15 protein-coding genes are annotated in these 22229 nt (G+C 37.0%); 7 read left to right on the top strand and 8 right to left on the bottom strand.

What is annotated here, in order from left to right; all coding sequences use genetic code 11:
* Nucleotides 1–8 precede the first annotated feature (8 nt).
* The 5 genes from AC23ME_RS09740 (at nucleotide 9) to AC23ME_RS09720 (ending at nucleotide 3502) form a co-directional block, all read left to right on the top strand.
* Complete coding sequence (locus AC23ME_RS09740) at nucleotides 9–320, top strand: DUF3467 domain-containing protein (protein ID WP_097131864.1); 312 nt, start codon at nucleotides 9–11, stop codon at nucleotides 318–320.
* Nucleotides 321–372: 52 nt separating this feature from the next.
* Nucleotides 373–1017, top strand: coding sequence for a Pr6Pr family membrane protein (locus AC23ME_RS09735; RefSeq protein ID WP_487727567.1), 645 nt, complete (start codon nucleotides 373–375; stop codon nucleotides 1015–1017).
* An 80-nt stretch (nucleotides 1018–1097) separates the two neighbouring features.
* Complete coding sequence (locus tag AC23ME_RS09730; protein ID WP_487727566.1) at nucleotides 1098–1595, top strand: cupin domain-containing protein; 498 nt, start codon at nucleotides 1098–1100, stop codon at nucleotides 1593–1595.
* Nucleotides 1596–1671: 76 nt separating this feature from the next.
* The gene (locus tag AC23ME_RS09725; protein WP_487727565.1) at nucleotides 1672–2400 is read left to right on the top strand and encodes an acyl-CoA desaturase; all 729 of its coding nucleotides are present in this window, start codon (nucleotides 1672–1674) and stop codon (nucleotides 2398–2400) included.
* A 145-nt stretch (nucleotides 2401–2545) separates the two neighbouring features.
* The gene (locus AC23ME_RS09720; protein ID WP_487727564.1) at nucleotides 2546–3502 is read left to right on the top strand and encodes a sterol desaturase family protein; all 957 of its coding nucleotides are present in this window, start codon (nucleotides 2546–2548) and stop codon (nucleotides 3500–3502) included.
* A gap of 154 nt (nucleotides 3503–3656) precedes the next feature.
* Here AC23ME_RS09720 and AC23ME_RS09715 read toward each other — a convergent pair whose 3' ends face one another.
* From AC23ME_RS09715 to AC23ME_RS09695, 5 genes are all read right to left on the bottom strand, one after another.
* A complete protein-coding gene (locus tag AC23ME_RS09715) occupies nucleotides 3657–4907 on the bottom strand; it encodes a DEAD/DEAH box helicase (RefSeq protein WP_487727563.1) in 1251 nt (416 codons plus the stop codon).
* A gap of 542 nt (nucleotides 4908–5449) precedes the next feature.
* Nucleotides 5450–5929 (bottom strand): hypothetical protein, encoded by a 480-nt coding sequence (locus AC23ME_RS09710; RefSeq protein ID WP_487727562.1) that lies wholly within the window; start codon nucleotides 5927–5929, stop codon nucleotides 5450–5452.
* 147 nt (nucleotides 5930–6076) lie between these two features.
* Nucleotides 6077–6631 (bottom strand): hypothetical protein, encoded by a 555-nt coding sequence (locus AC23ME_RS09705; RefSeq protein ID WP_487727561.1) that lies wholly within the window; start codon nucleotides 6629–6631, stop codon nucleotides 6077–6079.
* Between the two features lie 69 nt (nucleotides 6632–6700).
* A complete protein-coding gene (locus AC23ME_RS09700; RefSeq protein ID WP_487727560.1) occupies nucleotides 6701–7861 on the bottom strand; it encodes a trans-sulfuration enzyme family protein in 1161 nt (386 codons plus the stop codon).
* Between the two features lie 53 nt (nucleotides 7862–7914).
* Nucleotides 7915–9267 carry an APC family permease gene (locus AC23ME_RS09695; RefSeq protein WP_487727559.1) on the bottom strand — a complete coding sequence of 451 codons (1353 nt, stop codon included), beginning with the start codon at nucleotides 9265–9267 and terminating at the stop codon, nucleotides 7915–7917.
* A gap of 305 nt (nucleotides 9268–9572) precedes the next feature.
* Between AC23ME_RS09695 and AC23ME_RS09690 the strand changes: the two genes are divergently transcribed.
* Nucleotides 9573–11456 (top strand): DNA topoisomerase IV subunit B, encoded by a 1884-nt coding sequence (locus AC23ME_RS09690; protein ID WP_487727558.1) that lies wholly within the window; start codon nucleotides 9573–9575, stop codon nucleotides 11454–11456.
* A 133-nt stretch (nucleotides 11457–11589) separates the two neighbouring features.
* On the top strand, nucleotides 11590–13716 hold the full coding sequence (locus tag AC23ME_RS09685) for an ATP-binding protein (RefSeq protein ID WP_487727557.1): 2127 nt from the start codon (nucleotides 11590–11592) through the stop codon (nucleotides 13714–13716).
* Between the two features lie 97 nt (nucleotides 13717–13813).
* On the opposite strand, the gene AC23ME_RS09680 is transcribed toward AC23ME_RS09685, so the two are convergent.
* Genes AC23ME_RS09680 through AC23ME_RS09670 form a run of 3 tightly spaced genes read right to left on the bottom strand, consistent with a single transcriptional unit; the run spans nucleotide 13814 to nucleotide 22145 of the window.
* Nucleotides 13814–14815, bottom strand: coding sequence for a YihY/virulence factor BrkB family protein (locus AC23ME_RS09680; RefSeq protein ID WP_487727556.1), 1002 nt, complete (start codon nucleotides 14813–14815; stop codon nucleotides 13814–13816).
* A gap of 57 nt (nucleotides 14816–14872) precedes the next feature.
* The gene (gene tamL / locus AC23ME_RS09675) at nucleotides 14873–17170 is read right to left on the bottom strand and encodes a translocation and assembly module lipoprotein TamL (protein WP_487727555.1); all 2298 of its coding nucleotides are present in this window, start codon (nucleotides 17168–17170) and stop codon (nucleotides 14873–14875) included.
* A complete protein-coding gene (locus AC23ME_RS09670) occupies nucleotides 17154–22145 on the bottom strand; it encodes a translocation/assembly module TamB domain-containing protein (protein WP_487727554.1) in 4992 nt (1663 codons plus the stop codon). The genes tamL and AC23ME_RS09670 overlap by 17 nt, the downstream gene beginning before the upstream one ends.
* Between the last annotated feature and the right edge of the window lie 84 nt (nucleotides 22146–22229).

The following is a 22229-nucleotide window of genomic DNA, read 5'->3' as shown; positions in this document are numbered from 1 at the left end:
TTGTTATTATGGAAGAACAACAGAACGAAAATCAATTAAATATAGAGTTAGCGGAAGAAATTGCAGAAGGTATTTTTTCTAATTTGGCGATCATTACCCACTCTAATACAGAGTTTGTTTTAGATTTTATTAGGGTGATGCCGGGTATTCCCAAAGCAAAAGTAAAATCGAGGATTATCTTAACTCCTGAGCACGCTAAGCGCTTAATGCAAGCAATGCAAGACAATATTGAGAAGTTTGAGGCCATACACGGCCGTATCAAAACACAAGATGAAACGCCATTTCCTATGGGTTTTGGTGGGCCAACAGCTCAAGCATAAAATTTAGCCATTTACTTACTGTAGATGGCTTTTTCATTTAATTCCGCTCATTATGCCTAAAACTCAACAAACAATTGAAAAAGGATATTTAGCATTGCTATCTGTTATTGCTTGGTTCACAATAATATTTCAATTTTATTTACATATTACCAGTGATGTAGCGCCAAAAGGGGAGCTGATCACCAGGTTCTTCAGTTACTTTACCATTGATAGTAATATACTTGTAGCCATTTGCAGTACATGTATTTTACTGTTCCCTAAAACAAGGGTAGGTAGTTTCTTCGCTAAAACATCAGTTAAAACAGCCATAACCATATACATTTTAGTGGTTGCATTAATCTATAACACCGTTTTGAGGTTTTTATGGGAATTACAAGGCTGGTCTATTTTACTTAATGAACTGCTTCATGTTGTTGTCCCATTCATGTTCTTGCTTTATTGGATCTATTTTGTTCCTAAATATGAACTCAAATGGAACAATATCTGGGCGTGGTTAATCTTCCCTTTAACCTATACCGTTTTTGTTTTGGTTAGAGGCAGTCAAGTTGAGTTTTATCCATATCCATTTCTTAATATTACAAAGTTGGGATTAGAAAGGGTGCTGATTAACTGCGTGGCAATTACCTTATTATTTCTATTGCTTTTTGCAGTATTTATATTTTTAGGAAAGCGGTTTTCTAAGAAATCAGATCATTAAACTTGATTTTAAGCACATTTTTGAAAAACCACAAATTAAAAGCGTTGTTTTTAATTTGTAAGCAGTATTTTTGGTAGATAATGGAAACTCATAAAAAGGACATTTTTGATAATGTTGCACAACGTTTAAAATTAGAAGGTTTTAACGTTATAACTAGAGACGAGACTAGGCCTTGGGGCGGCTTTTTTGTAATAGACGAAGCGCAGGCGCAACAGTTTGCAGATACTTATTTCGATGGACTAGACGTAGACACCTTGAAAATTGGAGGGAAATTAAGTCCGAAAATTTTGATTGTAGCTCCAGATGCACGTTTATCTTGGCAATACCATCACCGCAGAGCGGAAATTTGGCAAGTTGTAACTGGTACCGTTGGAATTGTTACAAGCCAAACAGACCAAGAAGGTGAATTGAAACGTTATCATCCTAACGACCAAATCAAATTAAATCAAGGTGAGCGTCATCGCTTAATAGGTTTAGAAGATTGGGGTATTGTTGCTGAAATTTGGCAGCATACAGATACTGAAAATCCATCTGACGAAGACGATATTGTTCGCGTTCAAGACGATTTTGGTAGATAAACATTAATAATAAATAGTAAAGCAGGCTTTAATAGCCTATAGGGGCAATTGTGAAATTCCTCCGCAATTTTTTTGTATGACCATATTAATTTTTTTCTTGGCACATTGGTTTTTATCATTGTTTAGCCAAACGTTTTTCCTACACCGCTATTCATCGCATAAAATGTTTAAAATGAATACTTTTTGGGAAAAGTTTTTCTACATTTTACTACTTGTTTCTCAAGGTTCATCATTTCTAAATCCAAGAGCATATGCAATTCTTCATCGCATGCATCATGCTTACAGCGATACTGTAAAAGATCCGCACTCTCCACATTTTTTTAAGGATGTTTTTGGAATGATGATCGCTACGAAGAATATGTATTTGGCTTATCTTTTACATAAAATTGAGCCGGAGCCGGCATTTAGAGGGAATTATCCAGAATGGCCTTTAATAGACAGAATTGGTGACTCTTGGTTTTGGAGATTAGCTTGTGCTGCATTCTACATTTGGTTTTACGTAACTTTTGCTACCTACTGGTGGATGTTTTTATTATTGCCTATCCATTTCTTAATGGGGCCAATTCATGGCGCTATTGTGAACTGGTGTGGACATAAGTACGGCTACTCTAACCACGATAATGATGATCACAGTAAGAATTCATTGCCTTGGGATTTTCTTTTAATGGGAGAATTATTCCAAAACAATCACCATAAAAAGCCTAACTCACCAAACTTTGCTACTAAATGGTGGGAGTTTGATCCAACTTACCCTGTGATGAAGGTAATGCATTGGCTAAGGATCATTAAGATCAGAAAAGTTTAAATAAAAAAGGCAAGAATGTATCATTCTTGCCTTTTTTATTTAACAAATTGAACTGCTATTTTGATAGTTTCTAAAACTATTAGTTGTGTAAAATAACTATAACTAGGTATTCTTTTCCTTATTTATTATGAATATCTTGTGGTCTATGAAATTATTTGGTGCACCACAAATTCCTTTGTCAGACATCGTAAGTCTTGAAAAGGAAACTCCTAACTTAATTGTTTACGCTATACCGGTGATGGCCTTTTTTACCTTGTTAGAGGTTGGTCATTCTTGGTACGAAAAGCGTAACCTTTACAGAACTAAGGAAAGCATTGGAAGTACATTAGTTGGCCTTGGAAACGTATTAATTAATTTTTTAATTAAAGGCTTACTCATTTACGGTTCTGTTTGGATTTATAATTTGCTGCCTTGGCGCATGGAGTTAAATTGGTGGATGCTCATTCCTTGTTACATCTTGTTCGATTTATGCAGTTATTGGTCGCACAGAATTTCGCATGAGAACAGGTTTTTTTGGGCCTCCCACATCGTTCATCACTCTGCGGAAACTTACAATTTAACCGTTTCTTTCAGGTTAAGTTGGATACAAAATATTAAGATTGTTTTCTTCATTCCGTTAGCTCTAATTGGTTTTCACCCTGTGGTATTCTTTGTGGTAAGCCAAATTAGTGTGCTTTTTCAGTTTTGGGTACACACAGAATACATTAGAAAAATGCACCCAATAATGGAGTATATTTTTGCTACGCCATCTAACCACCGAGTGCACCATGGTTGCAACGAGAAATATTTAGATAAGAACTATGCAGCAACTTTCATCTTTTGGGATAGAATGTTTGGCACTTATCAGGTAGAAGAAGAGAAACCTGACTACGGTATTACAACGAAAATTGGCAATAGGCTTAATCCTTGGTTTTTGAATTTCCACGAGCTAAAAGACATTGCGGTAGATGTAAAAAATGCGAAAGGAGTAAAGGATAAACTTTTTTACGCCTTTGCTAGTCCAACTGCCGTTTATAACAGGAAGAAAAGTTTGAACTTAATACCCGCCGTTGTAGAAAACGAACAGAAAGTTGTTGCAGAGGAAGTTGCCTTGGTTAAATAGCCCGGATTGTAGCGTAAATACTTTTTGTTGCACAATAAAAAACTCCGTAAGTGGTAAACTTACGGAGTTTTCTTTTGCAGCTACGTTGCCAAAAAGATTGGAGCGTAAAGCCGGACTATCTTTTTATTTTAGCAACCAAATTGCGCTTCAATAATTATCTATTTCTGCTCTTATGAAATTTTTTCTTTTTATTACTTGCAGTTCCCGCATTCGCTTTCGAGTCTTTTTGAGGCTTGCGAACCACTTCCTTACTAGCCAACATACTTTTCCAGGTTAAAGGGTAGGGGTGGTCTTCTATAATTGGAATTACCTTCTTAATCAGCTTGTGGATAGCAATGAGGTATTCGTTCTCCTCTGCATCTACAAAAGAAAGAGCGTTTCCGTTGGCACCAGCTCTACCAGTTCTACCAATTCTGTGTACATAAGTTTCGGGTACGTTAGGTAAATCGTAGTTGAAAACATAGGTCAAATCGTCGATATCGATACCACGAGCAGCAATATCTGTAGCTACTAACACTCTTAATTTGCGCTCTTTAAATTCGGTTAAGGCACGTTGTCTAGCTCCTTGAGATTTATCGCCGTGAATAGCGGCAGCCTTAATCCCATCTTTCGCTAAATCTCTAGCAATGCGGTCTGCACCGTGCTTGGTACGCGTAAAAATTAAGGTATGGTCAATTTTCAGTTCGTCTAGCAAATGTTTTAACAACTTGCGTTTATCTGGTTTATCCACAAAATAAACCGATTGGTTAATGGTTTCGGCAGTTGAAGATACCGGCGTAACCTCTACCATTACTGGCTCTTTCAAGATGGTATTAGCTAATTTTTGAATTTCTGCGGGCATTGTTGCCGAGAAAAACAAGGTTTGGCGTTTCGCAGGAAGTTTGCTAACCACCTTTTTCACATCATTAATGAAACCCATGTCCAACATTCTATCGGCTTCATCCAGCACAAAAATCTCGATTTCGCTCAAACTTACATGTCCTTGGTTCATCAAGTCAAGTAATCTACCGGGAGTAGCCACCAAAACATCAACACCTTTTCTTAGTGCATCTACCTGTGGTTGCTGACCAACGCCACCAAAAATTACGGTGTTTTTTACCGGTAAATTTTTACCATAAGCGTTAAAACTTTCTTGTATCTGAATAGCTAGCTCTCTAGTTGGCGTTAAAACCAATGCTTTAATTGCTTTTTTATTGGTTTTTAGATGCCTCATGTGCAAAATTTGCAACATGGGGATGGCAAATGCAGCGGTTTTTCCCGTTCCGGTTTGTGCGCAGCCCAATAAGTCTTTCAACTTTAATATGCTCGGGATGGCTTTTTCCTGTATAGGCGTGGGTTGGGTATATCCTTCAGATTCTACCGCTTTTAATATAGGCTCAATAAGCCTCAATTGTGAGAATAACATTTATCTTTTAAATTAAAATTAAGATGCACTTAATGCGCATTTACATCGAAGAAGCTAGAACAATCATTCGTGAGGGACTAACTTGCGAGTTGCTTTAAATGATTAAAGAAATTCAGCTTCGAGCTGCAAAGATAGGCAAAATTTATTTAGAGCAGTTTTGTTGAGTTTTTTGAAAATGTATAGCAGTGTTTCATGGCTAGTTTAGCCCCGCTTTTCGTTACAATCTTTTGCTTTTTTCGTCAGTGCGAGGAACGAAGCAATCTCAAGCAAAAGTATTTCCACTTCAATCGGGTTTGAAAACAAAGGAATAGCAGAAAACATTCAACTTTGACAAACTTTTCTATCTATAATATTTCGACGTTTAATTAAACAGTTATTATTGAAAGGTGAACACTCAGGATTAACGGTTTGCAGGTTTAAATTGAGCCTAATTATTTACTCAATAGAGCCAGTTACACTAATCTAAATAAATCGCTTCAAAATCTTGTGTTCTTACTTCGTCCGAGGCTTAACTTAAACTTAATTGTTATGTGATGTTTAATTTATGTGTAGAAATATTTTAAAAGCTCTGACTTATTTGTACTGTCAACTACATATCCTTGAGCAATATCTACTAAAAACAAGTCAAATTTTTTAGAAAGTTTTGCTATTAGTTCTGCAAATATTTCTACGTTTTTTTTGCCCCCTTGTTTAATTAACAACCATACGGAATTATGGTCGACAATAATTGCTAAGTCTTCGAAACCAAAAGCTTTGTTATCTTTTTTTTGGCCTTCAACTGTTACGTCAAAACTATTTAACGTTAGGTCAGAATTTAGAGAATCAAAGATTTTCGTGACTTCTAAAACTGTATCTTTTTCTGTCATGGCCGCCTCAATCTCTAAAAGTGTCGGATTTGAATTCGTCTGATTGTCGAAACCAAACACTTTGTCAGCTTGAATTAACTCATAATTCAGATTGTCTAATGTAGTTAAGTAAATTTGAGCTCGGTCGTCTAAAAAATAATCGATAGTTCGTTTCATTTAAATATCACATAACGGTTTGCAGGTTTAAGTTGAGCCTAATTAATTGCACCAGCTACCCACAGCACTAATCTAAATAAATGGCTTCAATTTTTTGTGTTCGCACTTCGCCCGAGTCTTAACTTAAACCTGCTGTTATGTGTAGTATTATTGTCTCTCATAATTAAAAGAAAATTCAGTCTTTGGATAACTTGAACCCAAAATAATTAAAATTGCACCTTCTCCTTTTTCAACACCATTTATAATTAAATTTCTATTTAAGTCTAGTCCAAGTCTTAATTTTTTAATGTCGTAATAGCCTAAAATAAATGGAATTCCAGTCAATCTAAAGTTTCTATTTTTTAAAAGGATGAAATCATCGTCTTCGACTTTAAACTTAACTATTTTTGATATGGCTCTACCAGATGTATTTTGAAATGTGAAATTCAATTTATTGTCGTTAAGAACCTTAATACTAAATCTAGAAAAATAAGTGGTGTCAGGAGTAGAATTTTCATTCGCTTTCCAATTGATTAATTTATAAGCATTTCTATACTTAACATTCTTATTATTAAAGTTAGAATATGTTCCCTCTAGTGAATTAACGTTTTGAAGAGGTGTAACTCCAGATTTGTCATATTTCGAAATTGTTAGGCAACTTTGCATAAACAGCAATGATGTCGAAAATAGTATTGCCTTAAGTTGTCGGTTAATATTACACATAACTAATTTATATGTCTAATAAAACTACACAAATCCACCCAATTTTGGATGGCTTTGCGCAACTAAAGGTTAGACTTTCCCCAGCGCCCCTTCCAAATCCCTAATCAAATACTCTGGCTCCTCTAAACCAACATAAATTCTAATTAATACGTGTCGTGGGTTATTGTTGTCGAAATCAGCTTTGCTCACACCAACGCAGGCAGGAATAATTAAACTTTCGTAGCCACCCCAAGAAACCGCCATTAATATATGCTTTAGGTTATTACAAAAGGTTTCTATCTTCTCTAGACTTGCATCTTTAAGTACGATGCTGAATAAGCCACCACAAGCTTTCATCTGCTTTTTAGCTAAATCTAATTGCTTGCTGTTTTTACTAAATGGATGAAGCACCTTTTCAACTTTTGGATGCTGTTCTAAAAACTCAATCACTTTATTCGCATTTGCGGTAATCTTTTCCAAGCGAATAGGCAAGGTGCGTAAACTTCTTAACAATAACCAAGCATTTTGTGGTGCTACAGCAGCACCAATATTCATGTATTCTTTCTCGAAGATTTGCTTAATTAGTTCTTTTTTGCCTGTAACTACACCAGCTACTACATCGCTATGTCCAGCCAAATATTTAGTAGCGGATTGTGTTACCAAATCAATTCCGTAGGCAATTGGTTGCTGGTAAAGCGGTGAGCAGTAGCTATTATCAATCATGGTAATGATATTTTTAGCTTTTGCTATTTTGGCAATGGCTTCTAAATCTTGTACTTCGAAACCAAAAGTGTTTGGCGATTCTAGGTAAATCAACTTTGTTTTTGATGTAATTGCAGCTTCTATGGCAGCTGTATTACTTCCATCCACAAAAGTGGTTTTTACCCCAAACTTCGGTAGCAAATCGTTGAATAGTTTTATTGTCCAGCTGTAGGGATTTTCTACGCAAATCACTTCATCGCCTTGCCGCAATAACGCCAACACTGGAATGGTTACCGCTGCAATTCCACTTCCAAAAACTAAGGCATCTTCGGCACCATCAAGTGCAGCCAGTTTCTTCCTTAGAATATCAACAGTTGGGTTAAAGCCACGAGAATATAAATTACCTTGGTATTCATCGGCCAAAGCACTGCGGAAATCATCAACTGTGTTGAACTTAAAATTACTTGTTTGGATAATTGGCGGTGCAATGGCGTTGAAATAATTTTCTCGCTCTTCGCCAAGTTCGTTCAATATGTAGGAAATATCCACTTTGTTAAGTTAAAAGTCTAAAGTAAAAAGTTAAAATGCCAAAGCAACAATGCTTATTGCGCTACTTTTTTCTTGTTAAAAAATCTTTGGATGAAGTAAATGGCTACAAAACCTAAGAAAATGTAAATTCCGTTGATTGCTGCTTCAGAATCATCATTGTAAATACTGATGGCTACAAATAAATATGCCGCAATAAAAATGATTGGCATTAGCGGGTATAGTTTCATCGTGTAGATGGTACTTTTATCTAAATGTGCAGTCTTCTTACGCAGGTAAAATATAGTTGCCGCAGAGAAAATCATACCTGCGCCATCCATAAAAATGGTGTAGTTTAAAATCTTATCGAAGGTTTGTGCGTAAAACAACGTGATAATAGCCAGTATGGTAAATAAGGTTAAACTCACAACCATCACATCATTTTTCTTCGTTTTTTTAGTGAAGATTTTTGGCAATGCGCCTTCTTCGCCCATGGCAAACATTGCTCTAGGATTACTTAGCAAATTAACATTCACGTAACCCAAAACAGAAAGGAAAATTAATACAGAAAGTATGGTGAAACCTGTTGGTCCGAATATTTGACCTGCTAAAATTGCTGCAATACTTTGTGCCGATTTTAGTTGCTCGAAGCCGATTACTTTTACATAAGCGTAGTTAATTGCCATGTACAAAGTGATGATAATTCCTAGGCCAACCAAGATAGAACGGGGTATAACGGATTTGGCATCTTTTGCTTCGCCACCAAAATTGATGGTTTGTTGGTAACCACCGAAACTAAAGGAAACCGCAATTAAACAAATACCAAGTGCTTTCCCGTAATCGCTCCAAGTGGCAGGTAAACCATTGGCAGTGCTAAAAACTGATGGAAGTTGGGTGGTTTGTCCGCCAAAAAATATAGCGCAAATTAAAGTGACTACCATTACTAATTTAATGATGGTAAGTACGTTTTGCGTTCTGGCGCTGGTTCTTAATCCCAGTAGATTTATGGTGTAAAAAATGATGATACTGACCAGCCCAATGAGAATTCGATGGTCGTTGGTTTGCATTTCTACAGGAAAAAGTGCTTTGTTGAGGTATTCGGCGCCTATTAACGAAACTCCAGCTACCGAAGCGGCATTGCTCACCACAATAATGCAGTTTATAGCAAAAGCGATAGAAGGGTGGTAGCAAACCGAGAAGATCTTGTAATATCCGCCAGTTACAGGAAAACGCGATCCGATTTCGGCGTAAGTTAAAGCACCACAAAGGGCAACAAAACCACCAACTATCCAGGCTAGGAAAAACAATTCGGGAATTTGGGCTTTGGCGGCTACATTAACAGGGGTACGGAAAATTCCCATGCCTATGACAAGGCTTACTACAATCATGGAAAGATCGAAGAGGGATAGTTGCTTTTTCTCGGGGTTCATTGAGTTTTAGTTTGTTGGTTTGGGTACTGAGCCTTTGTTACTTCGTCATCCTGAACTCGTTTCAGGATCTGTTTAACTGATGTTGAGATAAACTCAGCATGACGAAGCAGCGATAAGGTTGGTTATTACAATGCCCAATTTAACAATAAAAAGCCGCCCAACAATTTCATCCTTAAAAAAATAAAGAAGAAGCAAGTTGGAATTGTTTAAATGTGGAAATCTAGCCAATAAAAGCGCCTAAATTTGATTAAATTTGTAATGCTGATTGCTCTTTAATCAGTATCCACCCTAATTAGAGGAACACCATGGCAGAACCTATTTACAACGAAGACAGTATTAAATCCTTAGATTGGCAAGAACACATTCGCCGTCGTCCGGGTATGTATATTGGTAAGTTGGGCGATGGTTCGGCACAAGATGATGGTATTTATGTGCTTCTGAAAGAAATCATGGATAACTCTATTGATGAGTTTATGATGGGAGCAGGTAAAACGATCGATATCAGTTTGCACGAACACAAAGTGATCATTAGAGATTACGGTCGTGGTATTCCTTTGGGTAAAGTGATCGACTGTGTTTCTAAAATGAATACTGGTGGTAAATATGATAGCAATGCTTTCCAGAAATCGGTAGGGATGAATGGCGTGGGTACGAAAGCTGTAAATGCACTTTCTACCATTTTTGTGGTGCAAAGTTACCGTGATGGGAAGACCAAAAAGGTAGAGTTTAGCAAGGGTTTGGTGACTTTGGAGCATCCGGAAATTGAAACTACACAACGCAACGGTACTTCAATTACTTTCCATCCAGACGAAACTATTTTTAGGAACTACCACTACATCGCAGATTTCGTAGAAAGTATGATCTGGAACTACGTGTTCTTGAACACAGGCTTAACCATCAACTTCAATAACCAAAAGTTTTTCTCAGAACGAGGTTTGTTCGATTTGCTTTCGAGACAAAACAAGCCAGAAGAAATCAGGTATCCTATTATCCATTTAAAAGGACATGATATTGAAGTAGCGATGACCCACGGGCAGCAGTACGGCGAAGATTATCACTCTTTTGTTAACGGTCAGTACACAACGCAAGGAGGTACGCACCAAGCGGCTTTCCGTGAAGCGGTGGTGAAAACCATCAGAGAGTACTACAATAAAGATTACGATGCATCTGATGTGAGAGCATCAATTATTGCCGCAATTGCGATAAGGGTACAGGAGCCAGTTTTCGAATCGCAAACTAAAACCAAGTTAGGTTCTGAAAGGGTAGCACCAGATGGGCAAACGGTACGTACTTTTGTGAACGATTTCTTGAAGAAGGAACTGGACGATTACTTACACAAACACAAAGATGTAGCTGATGCGATAGAAACCAGAATTAAGCAATCGGAACGTGAGCGCAAAGACATTGCAGGTATTAAAAAACTTGCGAATGATAGGGCTAAAAAGGCATCCTTACACAATAAAAAACTGAGAGATTGCAAGGTTCATTTTAATACGTCGCACGAACGTAGATACGAAACTACGCTATTTATTACCGAAGGAGATTCGGCTTCTGGATCTATCACTAAATCTAGAGATGTAGAAACACAAGCTGTATTTTCGTTAAAAGGTAAGCCGTTAAACTGCTACGAGCTGACCAAAAAGGTGGTTTACGAGAACGAAGAATTTAACCTTTTGCAACATGCGTTGAATATTGAAGATGGTTTGGAAGGTTTGCACTATAACAATATCGTAATTGCTACCGATGCCGATGTAGACGGTATGCACATTCGTTTGTTGATGATGACTTTCTTCTTGCAGTTTTTCCCAGATTTGGTAAAAGCTGGTCACGTTTATATTTTGCAAACGCCATTGTTTAGGGTTAGAAACAAAAAGGAAACTATTTATTGCTATAGCGATGAAGAGCGCCGTAACGCAATTTCTAAATTAGGTGGAAAGCCAGAAATTACCCGTTTTAAAGGTTTGGGAGAGATTTCGCCAGACGAATTCGGGTTGTTTATTGGTAAGGATATCCGTTTAGATCCTGTAATTCTAAAAGAGCAAACCATTAAGAGCTTATTGGAATATTATATGGGTAAAAATACCCCCGATAGGCAACAACATATCATCAGAAATCTACGCATAGAGAAAGACGAAGTAGATAAGGAATTGGCTGAGGCAGAGGAGTTAGAAGCTGCTTTAGAGGTGTAAGTTGTAGGTTTTCAGTATTTTGTGTTTTGTGTTTCTCGGGATTGAGTTATATTTGTTCGAAAAACAAATTCTACCTATTCTGAAGGTATAATTTTTGCAAGTTGCCTAAACTTTGTGTGAATTATATTAACGCATGACCATTAATACCAAAAAGAATTCGGCTCGTTATGGCCTTATCGTTGTTCTTATTTTAGCGCTGTTTATTTCAGCAATCTTTTTCTATACCCGAAATAATCGGTTAAGCATTCTCTCGGCAAATGTTAATCAGCTCACTTACCTAGAAAGTGATTATAGCTCATTAGATACCTGTATACTTTTGCTTTATAGAGCTGACAATAATTGCAGACTTTTCGAAGTTACAGGCAACACCAGCTACATGAAGCAATTCAATAAGGGGATTGCCAGAGTTTCAGGGATATTAGACACCTTAAAGATCCATGAGAGTAATGCTCAAAAATCTCAAGACATCAAAGGTCTCGTAGAACAAAAGAAAGTTAAAATACAGACTTATCTGATGCTTAAACAGCTTACAGATAGCTTGTTTCATATTAATGCAGGAATTGATACGGCAAAAGATCGCGACTTGGTTGCGGGTGCCGGGTACATAAAGCAAAAGCGTAAAAGTACCGTTGTGATCGATACGATAAAATCTAAAGATCAGACAAAGGAAAAAAATCTGCTTGGTCGTATTGCTGATGCATTTGCAAAAAGGAAGAAGAAGGAGCAAGCTTCTACGCTAGTAAAAAAGGAAATTACGCAAGATAGTTCCTCAACCAAAACCGATTTCACCAAAGAACAAATTAGAGATATTAGTAACTATTACCGTAACCTTTACGCTGCTAATAAGAGACTAAAGGACAATGAAATTGAGATCTTAAGGATCAATTCTCGAATTATTAACGAGATCGTTTTTTTGCTGCAAAACTATAAGAAGAAGGATGCAGCATTTCTCGCCGAAACGAAAAAGAACATCCATTTTGACCTAGACGATACTTTCAAGAGCATTAATAACATTTACATCGTCATCTTTATTTTGTTGATGATTTTGGTAGCGGTTATCTTGTTTAACCTATGGAAAATCTATAGCAATGAGGGTAGGCTGATAGATTACGGACACAAGGCTTCCCAGTATGCACAATCTAAAAGTAGATTTTTGGCTAATATGAGCCATGAAATCCGTACACCTTTAAATTCGGTAATTGGTTTTTCAGAGCAGCTTAGTCAAGACAATCTTTCGGTACAACAGAAAGAACAAGTAGATGCGATTAAAACATCATCCGAGCTATTGCTAGATTTGGTAAATGATATTTTGGATTTTTCTAAATATGAAGATGGAAAAATTACTTTCGATAAAATTTCTTTTGCCCCTGCCGAAGCCATTAATGAGGTTGTAAATAGTGTAGCTGTTTTGGCTTCTAAAAAAGGTTTAGTGCTCGATAAACAGCTGTCGTTTAATTCAAATTTATTCTTGTTAGGCGATTCGCTTAGACTGAAACAGGTGATTATGAACTTGTTGAGCAATGCAATTAAATTTACAAATACCGGATCGGTGACACTAAAGGCAGACATCGTTTCATCTTCTAAGAAAAAAGTAAGCTTAAAAGTTCAAGTTATAGATACAGGAATTGGCATCGAAGAAAAAGATGCAGCTGTAATTTTCGACGAATTTTCTCAGGTTAACTATTCTACAGCTAAAAACACGCAAAAAGGTACTGGATTAGGCCTAGCTATTTGTAAGAAGATTGTGGAGTTGCAAAACGGAAAAATTGACTTAGTTAGTAAGATTGATGAAGGCTCTACCTTTAGTTTTGAAGTACCTTACGAGCTTAGCGAAAGTCAAAATAACAAACAGAAAAGTCTAGCAACTTCTAATGTTTCTCATCTTGAAGGAAAAAGAATTTTATTGGTAGACGATAATAAAATGAACGTTTTATTAGCACAAACTGTACTCAAAAAGTACAATATCATAACAGATAGTACCTACGATGGTGCAGCTGCTTACCAACTGTTTGAAAATAGTGTCTATGATTTGGTATTAACCGATGTGCAAATGCCAGTGATGGGCGGTGTAGAACTTACTCGCTTAATTAGGGCCGACAAAAATAAAAAGAAGGCCACCATTCCAATTTTGGGCGTAACAGCTAATGTAATTGAAGAAGATAGAGATAGATACTTGGCAGCAGGCATGGACGGATTGGTTTTAAAACCATATTCAGAAAAAGAACTGATAGATAAGATAGCAACGTACTTAGATAAGTAAATAATGCTTAGCTAAACTCAAGCTGGTATTATAGACACAAAGCGTACTTTATAAACAAAAAACAAAGGTCAGCAATTATAATGCTGACCTTTGTTTTTTATTCTTTTACCGGGGGAGCAATAGTATCTTCCGGATGCTGCGGTGGTAATTCTTTCACCTCTTTTTCTACCACAATAGTTTTCAAGTGTACTGCATATTTCGATGGACTAATTCCCGTATCGAACTTTTCGGCATAAGCTTGGGTAAATTCTGCGCCAAAGTATAGAATTACGGCAGTGTAGTAAATCCATACCAATATGACTATTACTGAGCTAGCAGCTCCAAAAGCAGAACCTGGATTACCTTTTTCGATGTAAATTCCAATTAAATATTTGCCTAAACTGAAAAGTAAAGCAGTAAATAAAGCACCAACTAAAGCTGGCTTCCATTTCAAATTTACATCTGGTAGTACCTTGAAAATAATGGCAAAAATGGTGGTTACTACAGCGATAGTTAATGCGTTGGTTACGATGAGCATGAGCCATTCAGATACTTCTTCAATACCAATTCTGGCAGCATAAGTGTCAAGTTTTCCACCGATACCAACTACAATACTATTTACAACTAACGAAACTAACAGTAGGAAACCCAATGAAGCAATTAGCGAAAACGACAATAACCGATTAGTGATTAATTTTTTCCATCCTTTTTTAGGAACAGCCTTTACTTTCCAAATTAAATTGATGCTATCTTGTATCTCAATAAAAATCGCAGTAGAAGCTATTGCAAGCGTAGCAATACCAATAATTAACCCCATGGTACTACGTCCGGTAAGGTTGGCATTGTTTACGAAAGTTCGTAATTGGTTGGCGGCATCAGCACCTATCATCTCACTTATTTCTCCAAAAAGTTTAGTATTTGGATCCATGTTATCGCCCAAAATAAGCGTCGCAGAAGATATAATAATAATGATTAGTGGTGTTAAGGCGAAAATAGTATAATAGGCAAGCGCAGCGCTCAACTTCATTACACGGTCTTCAACAAAACCTTTTCCAGCTGCAATAAATAAGTGGTAAGTATGAATGAAGAATGCTTTTATTTTACTAGGTATTTTTTTCATGCGTAGAATTATTATTTGAATGTTTCGACGATATTTCGCTAATCAATCATTTTCAAATTAGAACGGATAACCGATACCGATATTCAATACTAAATTATCTCTTCTCCAGCTTTTACTTCCAAAGTCTATATCGTTTAGTACCCATCGTTGCCCACTTGGTAAGAAAGGCTTACGGATAGGGAAGGCGCCATCTAGGCGGATTACGAAAATGGTTGCATCTACCCTTAAACCAAGGCCAGTTCCCACTGCTAATTCATCTAATGAATTTTTCAATTTAAACTCTGAGCCCGGTCTATTTGGATCCTCTTTGCGTAACCAAATATTTCCGGCATCCACAAAAGCAGCGCCGTGTAAGATACTCACCAATTTGAATCGCAATTCTGAGTTAATCATCATTTTAATATCACCACCTTGGTCGGCAAGAAACGCATTTGCAGCTACTTGATGTGTACCCGGGCCAAGTGATCTAGCTCTAAATGCCCTGATGTCGTTTGTACCACCGGCAAAAAACTGACGAACGAATGGAAGCGAAGGGCTTCCGCCGTAAGCATAACCATAACCTAAATTTAAGCGATTAGCCCAAATTACCGTTGGGGTTATTTTGTAGTAGTTCCGCAAATCGGTTTCTACCCTAACAAATTGAGTTAATGCCGTTCCGAATATTTCACGTTTTCCTTCTCCATTTTTTGGTACGAATAAACCCCAAACATTTCCGCTGGTTTCTAAACCTCCGAAGAAATATAAGTTGTTACGACGTTTTTCTTGCATTTGGTTGGTATAGGTGAAATTATAATTACTCCCTATAATAAACTGATCTTGCAAGGTATACTCTAAGCCAGGGTTTTGTCTGTAAAGCTCTTCTAGGGCACGCTGATCTTTGTTTTTTACAGCTGTTACTAGATTAATAGACGCTGGGTTGAAGTTGTGCTCCTTAAACTGGTTTTCTTTCCAGTTGTAGCCATATTGAGCCCTAAATGAGTTGAGTTTGTAAATGGTATCTCTGCTCAATAACTGATAACCTAAAGAAATAATAGTTTTAGGTGTAAAGGCATTTGTGCTTTTAGGCTTGTAAAACGGAACGATAAATCTAGGCAACGTCAATTTTGCTTCTCCTGATAGCGAATAAGAATTGATACCCTTAGATTGTCCGCTATATTGTGTTTCGAAACCACCACTTGCACTGACATCCAACTGTTCAGCACCTTTGAAAAGATTGCGAGTAGTTTGGGTGATTTTCAGTTCAGAACCCACAAAGTTGTTTGATTTGTTAGTTCCTGTAATCGAAAACGTTAATGAGTTCTTCTTCAACGGTGTAAGGTAGATGTTCAAATCCAACTGATTGTTTTTGAAACTATCTATCGGTAAAAATTCTGCCCTTACATCTTGGAAAGCACCCAGGTTAACCATCCTGTTTAGCGATTGATTATGGTCTTTTCTGTTATATCTTTCCCCCTTTTTGAAGAAAACCAATCTGTCAAAAACCCTCGATCTAAAGGTGTTTCTGTTATCGTAAATATTAAAGTCGTTATACTCAATAGGATCTAATTTCCTTAACATACTATCTCTTCGAAGTGTGTAGTTTGGATAAATATTGATGTTTCTAATGGTATAAGGCTTCATTGAAGCTTCTGGCGCAATATTCTTTATACGCACATTTACGTTCACCAAGTTTCTTCCAATAGTACTGTCTACTTGTAAAATCAAATGCTCTGGACTGAAATAGAAGTACCCGCTTTCCTTTAAGTCGTTATCAATTCTGATACGTTCGTTTTTATAGGTTTCTAAATCATAAAAATCACCAGCTTTCAAAAGCGTTTTGTCTTTATTTTGGTTGATGATATGTGTTAAATCGCCAGTATCTGGCGGAAAAGTTACCTTATTGATTTTGTAACGAATACCGGTGTTAGCGGTATAAATTGCTTTTCCACGTTTTCTTTTGATCACGGTATCTCCAGTAACTTCCGCTTGCAAATAGCCTTGGCTAATCAAATAACTTTTCAATACATCATTATTAAATTTGATTTTCACCTCGCTCATTAGTACAGGTGGTTCCCCAACCTTATTTCGCAACCAGTTCCTAATTCCTTTTGGCTTTTTAGGTTCGCCAGCTAAATTATAAATCAACAGTTTTGGTCTCAAGCCCAAAATAGATTTGTTGGGGCGAGGTCTGGTTTTGCTTTCCAGTTCTTTCCTTACCTGCTTAGAATTGTCAATTTTAGACGAAGAATCTGGATTGATTTTAACTTCCGAACCGATATATAAGTTCTGTCCAGGTTTTAGGTAACGAGTGTTACTACAATTGGCAAATATTGAACATGCCAATGCGAAAGCTCCTATTTTAATTAGTTTCCTCATTTTTCGGTCTTTGTTCAACATTGTTTCTATTTCTACGTTTTTGGAATATTTCTTTAAATCTATTATAATCTACAACTAAGGTGAATCCTAAGCCGGTTTCAACAATTTGCCCCTCAACAACACTTTCGGTTTGGTTACGTCTGTAGGCACGTAAACGGTAACGACCATCTCTAGAAAGGGCATATTCTACGTTTACGTTATCAGCTATGCTAGTAGCATTTTGATTTGCCTGTTGCGGACCTTCCAAGGCAAAAGAGCTACCAACGGTTACCGTTAACCTGTCGTTTAGCAATTTCTTCGATAAGCCCACTTCCAGATCAGTTTTTTGCTCTAAGCTTCCTGTAGAGTAATCCTCAGATGAGTTAACACCAAAATTTAAATCAACGCCTTGAATTAAATCTGAAGCCAAATTATTTAACTGTTCGGTTAGCAATTTGCTCACGCTAGAACGAGCCAAAGTAGACACGCCGCCACCGCCGCCAGCCAAACTTTGGAATGGATTATTAGCGATAAATCTATTCAACGCCAACAAAGCAAAAACCTGTTTGTTCAACTCGTTTTCATCTCTATTTACGGTTTGTAACTTGGTGTAGGCTAAACTTCCAATTTCCGTACCTCTTTCGTTTTCAGGTAAATCTATTTTAAATGAAATGATTGGCTTTAACAGCTCGCCTTTCATATATAAATAAACTTGGAAAGGTAGTTTCGTTTTAGCCTGCACCAAATCTGGTTGGTTTAGCAAATCTATTGGTGCTGCATTTACTTCGTACAAAGCGGTCAAATTTACGTTGGCTTCCGTAGGTTCGCCCGTCCAAACCAAAGTACTTCCTTTAACCAATCTGAACGGTTTTTTACCTAGTGGACCAACCGATAAACTGTAAGAACCGTCTACCACTTCGTAACGACCAGTCATACTGATCTTACCACTTGGATCCATGGTTGCATTCAAATCAGCTTCACCTTTAATGGTCAGCATATCACCATTTGATGGATCTACCACTACGTTCAATTCAGCTTCTGGATCTACATTGATATCAGCCACCAAATTAATTCCCTTAATGGCAGATCTGTTCAAGCTATCCACTTTTAAATCTCGTTCGCCATTGAACGGTGGTGCATCTTCGTCAATGAACTGCACAATTCCTTCCTGATCAATTACCGAAGGATCATTAATCGGCATTGCATAAAAGAACTTGGTGCCTTTTTCTACGGTGACGTTCATATTTACGTCGGGCTTGTTCATGTCACCTCTAACGCGGATGTTACTGCTCAAGTAAACCGTTCCGTAAATCATTTCGTTGTCTTCGGCGGTAGAGTTCATTGCTCTGAAATTATCAGTTTTGATATCTAGCGCAAAACCCACATTGCTAAAGTTGCTGGTATTAATTGAACCGTTGATGGTTGCTTTTTTACCCAAAGAATCCACCAATGTGAAGTTATTAAAACGAACGCCTTGGTTGTTAAAGGCAATTTCTTGGGTTGGAATGGTAAAATAAGAGTTGATGTAGGCAATTCGCATGCCCGCATCGTTAAATTTCAACGCACCTAGAATTTGAGGTTTGCTAGGCTCGCCCTTAACGGTAAATGCTCCAGAAATTGTGCCTTTACCTTCCTTAATTTGCCCAGCACTTACACTTTCAATTTGTTGTAAATCAATTTTATTGATGTTAACGTTGAGATCTAAGCCACTTTGAGGTGCGGTGTAATAGAAACCCGTTGCAGATAGTTCGTGCACGCCTCGTAAACTTACATCTACCTCAAAAGCATTTTCAGTATTGTTATTCACCACAGCTTTTAAATCACCCAACTCGTCTTTTTGGTAACGTAGTTTATTGATGGTTAAATCGGCCTCGAATTTAGGGTTAGATACCAGGTCTTTCACATCGACAGTACCGTTTATTGCACCGCCAACTAAAGCCGTGTCAGTTTCTGCAAACTTCATTAAGGTTTCGATTTGGAAATCTTTAAACTCTACTTTAAGTGGTGCGTTTGGTTCTTCTGATGTGCTGTTGATGCTCAATAACTGGGAGCCTTGACTGATATTAAATTCATGTGCTAATATTCCTGATTCGCCAAATTGAATATAATTTTCTGGAGCCACAGTCCACTTTTCGTAATCTAATAACAGTTTTGCAGGATCTAGGTTGAAACGGAAATCTTTATTGATCGATTGGAAAATACCAGCAATTACGTATTTGTCTTTGCGTTGTCTATCGCGTAAAAAAACATTCAAATCCAGTTTGTTATCTGCCGCAGCACCAGAAACTTCAGTGTTAAATAGTGCGATAGATGTATTTTGAATACTGTTAACGAATAGTCTGTAATTCAGCTTTTCAGTATCGTTGTTCACATTCAATTTAATGCTATCTAAGTTGATGCCGTTGTAAGTTACTTTCGGAAAAACTGCGTTCATCAGAAGACTATCTTTTTCTGTGTCGATTAATCCGTTAATTCTCGATGGTGCAAACGTAGTTAGGGCAGGCACAAAATCTTGTAAAAACTTGGGGTTGTAAATGTTTGCCGTAAAACGGATGCGTTGCGGTGGAATATCGGTTACCTCTCCAAATTGGTAATATTTATTAATTTGGTTGATAACTGCATTGCCTATCTTGCTTAACTGATATTTTCCATCTACGTTCGCACTAATTAGCTCAGATTTTAGTACTAATTTATTCTCGGTAGCTGTAGAAACTGCGTTTAGTTGGATGGTGTCAATATTAAATTTCTTTCCTTCTTTTACCAATTGTAAACCAGTAGCAAATACATCTCCGTTCAGGTAATCTACATCGGCGGTTTTAATGTCTGCTTTGATATTTCCTGCAAATTTAAATTCTGTAGTGCTAAAGTTTAATTTCTGCAAATCAATCTGCTTCAATGCTAAATTTGCTTTTACAGCCGGATATTTGCCTGCTAAATCTGCGTTCGCTGTTAAATTGAAATTGGCATTGCTATCTGGCATATTACCTTTTATCGCCACTTTTTGATTGGCATAGTTGCCCGATAATTGCAGGTTACGATAATTGTATTTGTTATAGTATGCACTTAAAACAGTTGCGTTAAATTTCGCATTTATTTTCTTCGCATCCAGACCGGTTCCAACCACATCTGCCCTTGCAGAAACTCTTCCTAGTGTAGGTTGCTGTTTCAGCAATCGGCCTACATTGAAGTTGTTTAAGCTAACATCAGCTTTGTACTTTTCTCTACCTTTTGGCCCATTCATAGTTGCCGCTAAAACTGCACCTCCCATATCAGAATTTACATTCATATTAGTAGAGAAATCAGTCATAGAGCCTCTGAATTTACCATTTGCATTAATCACATTGGGTAACTCTATACTCGCAGGCAGAGATTTTTTAGGAACCAAAGCCAAGATATCACCTTTGGTAATATGAACTTTTTTGATGTTTAAATCTAAGAAAGCCTTATTTACATCGGTTACATTATTGGCTTTACCATTTATATCTATTTGGATATTTCGCAAACCGCTAATCTGCAATTGTGGAATATTTAATTTGTTCAAATAACCATTTACTTTAGCGTTTACTTTAATTTTCTGGTTGCTGTATTGCGCAGGTAGTGCATCAGTAAAAAAGGTAGCATCTTTTAAACCGATGGTCGTGTTTTTTAAATCGATAGCTAATTTTACACGTTCCGGATTTTTGGTTAGATCGTCCAAAGAACTAAATGTTAAATCGGTCTCGTTTTCGATGTTGGTGTTGGGCGTTTTCAGTACGAAATTGCTCAACTTAATTTGCTTGTCATTATAAACGGCATCACCTCGTAAGGTGTTTAGCACAAAGCCGCTCTTATCGCTTAACGAACCGTTTTTAACTTTTACCGTAATTCCAGCAGCGCTATAGTTTACATCTTCGGCACCTAAGTTTAGTCCTTTAATGTCTAAGTGGTTAAAGTCAATTCCTTTTTTTAAAGGTTTGGCTCCCAAATTATCAAATTGTAGAAGGTTGTTATTCAGGTTAATTTTCTTGATCACCAAGGCTAAAGATGATTGGTCTGCAATAACCGTATCTTTCACTTGATCCAAATCGTTGCTTGGCGCAGGTTTAAAGGCGAATTTTACAAACGAATTCGAAAGCTCGGCATCGTCTGTCGTATATTTCCCGTTAGTTAAATCTACTATTAGGTTAGCAAAGGCTAATTTATTTACGTTCGCTACGGCGTTAGTAGTGGTTAACTGGTCGTCGTAGTTTACCTTCACATTATTGAACTCGAATTTCTGTACTTCAATGGTTGGTAATTTGCCAGTTTCTTTTTCTACGCTATCTACACTGTTCGTAATATGTTGAACTAACTGTGTTAATGGCTTTTGCTGTAAATAAAACAAAGAAGTGTTGTTCACAGCAAAGTTCTTGATTACGTATTTCTGGTTTTCCAGGTCGAAATCTTTGATTTTGGTTTCTAACTTGCCTAAGTAAAATTTCACATTATTGCCCGCTACGTCGTCTCGGTAGGTAAGGCCAATGTCCTCAAATAATACTTTGTCTACAGAAAATTTTAAGGCAGATGTAGTGTCTTTTTCTACTTGTTCTTCAGGTTTTTTCTGATCGCTGGCAAAAGCATCTACTAAGAAAGAAAAATTGAAAGTTGTATCTGGGTTTACACGTTTTACATTAGCTCTGATGTTCTTGAGCTCGATATAATTCACTTCGACCGTGTTCTTCAACAATTTAAACAAGCTAATGTCTACTTGTAGCTTTTCGGCATACAATAGTGTATCTTTATTTAAGTCTTCAATATAGAATTTGTTGAGGACAACGTCTTTTGGCAGTGCAATTTTAATGCTCTCTAATCTTACTTCGGTTTTGGTTTTGTTTTTAAGATAGGTGATGGCTTTGTCCTTTACAAAATTTTGTACAGCAGGGATATTTAGAGAGAACGCTATAAGCACCACCAGCAAAATCACGCTGGCGATTATCCATAAAACTACTTTAAGACCTTTTCTAAAATACTTGTTCAAGCGAGATAATTATTTGATGGTTCAAGATATATTATTTAATCAAAATTTGGTTGATCACCGTTAAATCAAACAAAAAAAAAATCA

The sequence above is a fragment of the Pedobacter sp. T50_32 genome (genome assembly GCF_057652195.1).
The sequence above is the reverse complement of the archived record's forward strand: the minus strand, read 5'-3'. Positions and strand labels throughout refer to the sequence as shown.

Excerpts from the sequence above, each read along its gene's own strand:
- AC23ME_RS09740 (WP_097131864.1), top strand. The coding sequence starts at position 9 with ATGGAAGAACAACAGAACGAAAATCAATTAAATATAGAGTTAGCGGAA.
- AC23ME_RS09735 (WP_487727567.1), top strand. The coding sequence starts at position 373 with ATGCCTAAAACTCAACAAACAATTGAAAAAGGATATTTAGCATTGCTA.
- AC23ME_RS09730 (WP_487727566.1), top strand. The coding sequence starts at position 1,098 with ATGGAAACTCATAAAAAGGACATTTTTGATAATGTTGCACAACGTTTA.
- AC23ME_RS09725 (WP_487727565.1), top strand. The coding sequence starts at position 1,672 with ATGACCATATTAATTTTTTTCTTGGCACATTGGTTTTTATCATTGTTT.
- AC23ME_RS09720 (WP_487727564.1), top strand. The coding sequence starts at position 2,546 with ATGAAATTATTTGGTGCACCACAAATTCCTTTGTCAGACATCGTAAGT.
- AC23ME_RS09715 (WP_487727563.1), bottom strand. The coding sequence starts at position 4,907 with ATGTTATTCTCACAATTGAGGCTTATTGAGCCTATATTAAAAGCGGTA.
- AC23ME_RS09710 (WP_487727562.1), bottom strand. The coding sequence starts at position 5,929 with ATGAAACGAACTATCGATTATTTTTTAGACGACCGAGCTCAAATTTAC.
- AC23ME_RS09705 (WP_487727561.1), bottom strand. The coding sequence starts at position 6,631 with ATGTGTAATATTAACCGACAACTTAAGGCAATACTATTTTCGACATCA.
- AC23ME_RS09695 (WP_487727559.1), bottom strand. The coding sequence starts at position 9,267 with ATGAACCCCGAGAAAAAGCAACTATCCCTCTTCGATCTTTCCATGATT.
- AC23ME_RS09690 (WP_487727558.1), top strand. The coding sequence starts at position 9,573 with ATGGCAGAACCTATTTACAACGAAGACAGTATTAAATCCTTAGATTGG.
- AC23ME_RS09685 (WP_487727557.1), top strand. The coding sequence starts at position 11,590 with ATGACCATTAATACCAAAAAGAATTCGGCTCGTTATGGCCTTATCGTT.
- AC23ME_RS09680 (WP_487727556.1), bottom strand. The coding sequence starts at position 14,815 with ATGAAAAAAATACCTAGTAAAATAAAAGCATTCTTCATTCATACTTAC.
- tamL (WP_487727555.1), bottom strand. The coding sequence starts at position 17,170 with ATGAGGAAACTAATTAAAATAGGAGCTTTCGCATTGGCATGTTCAATA.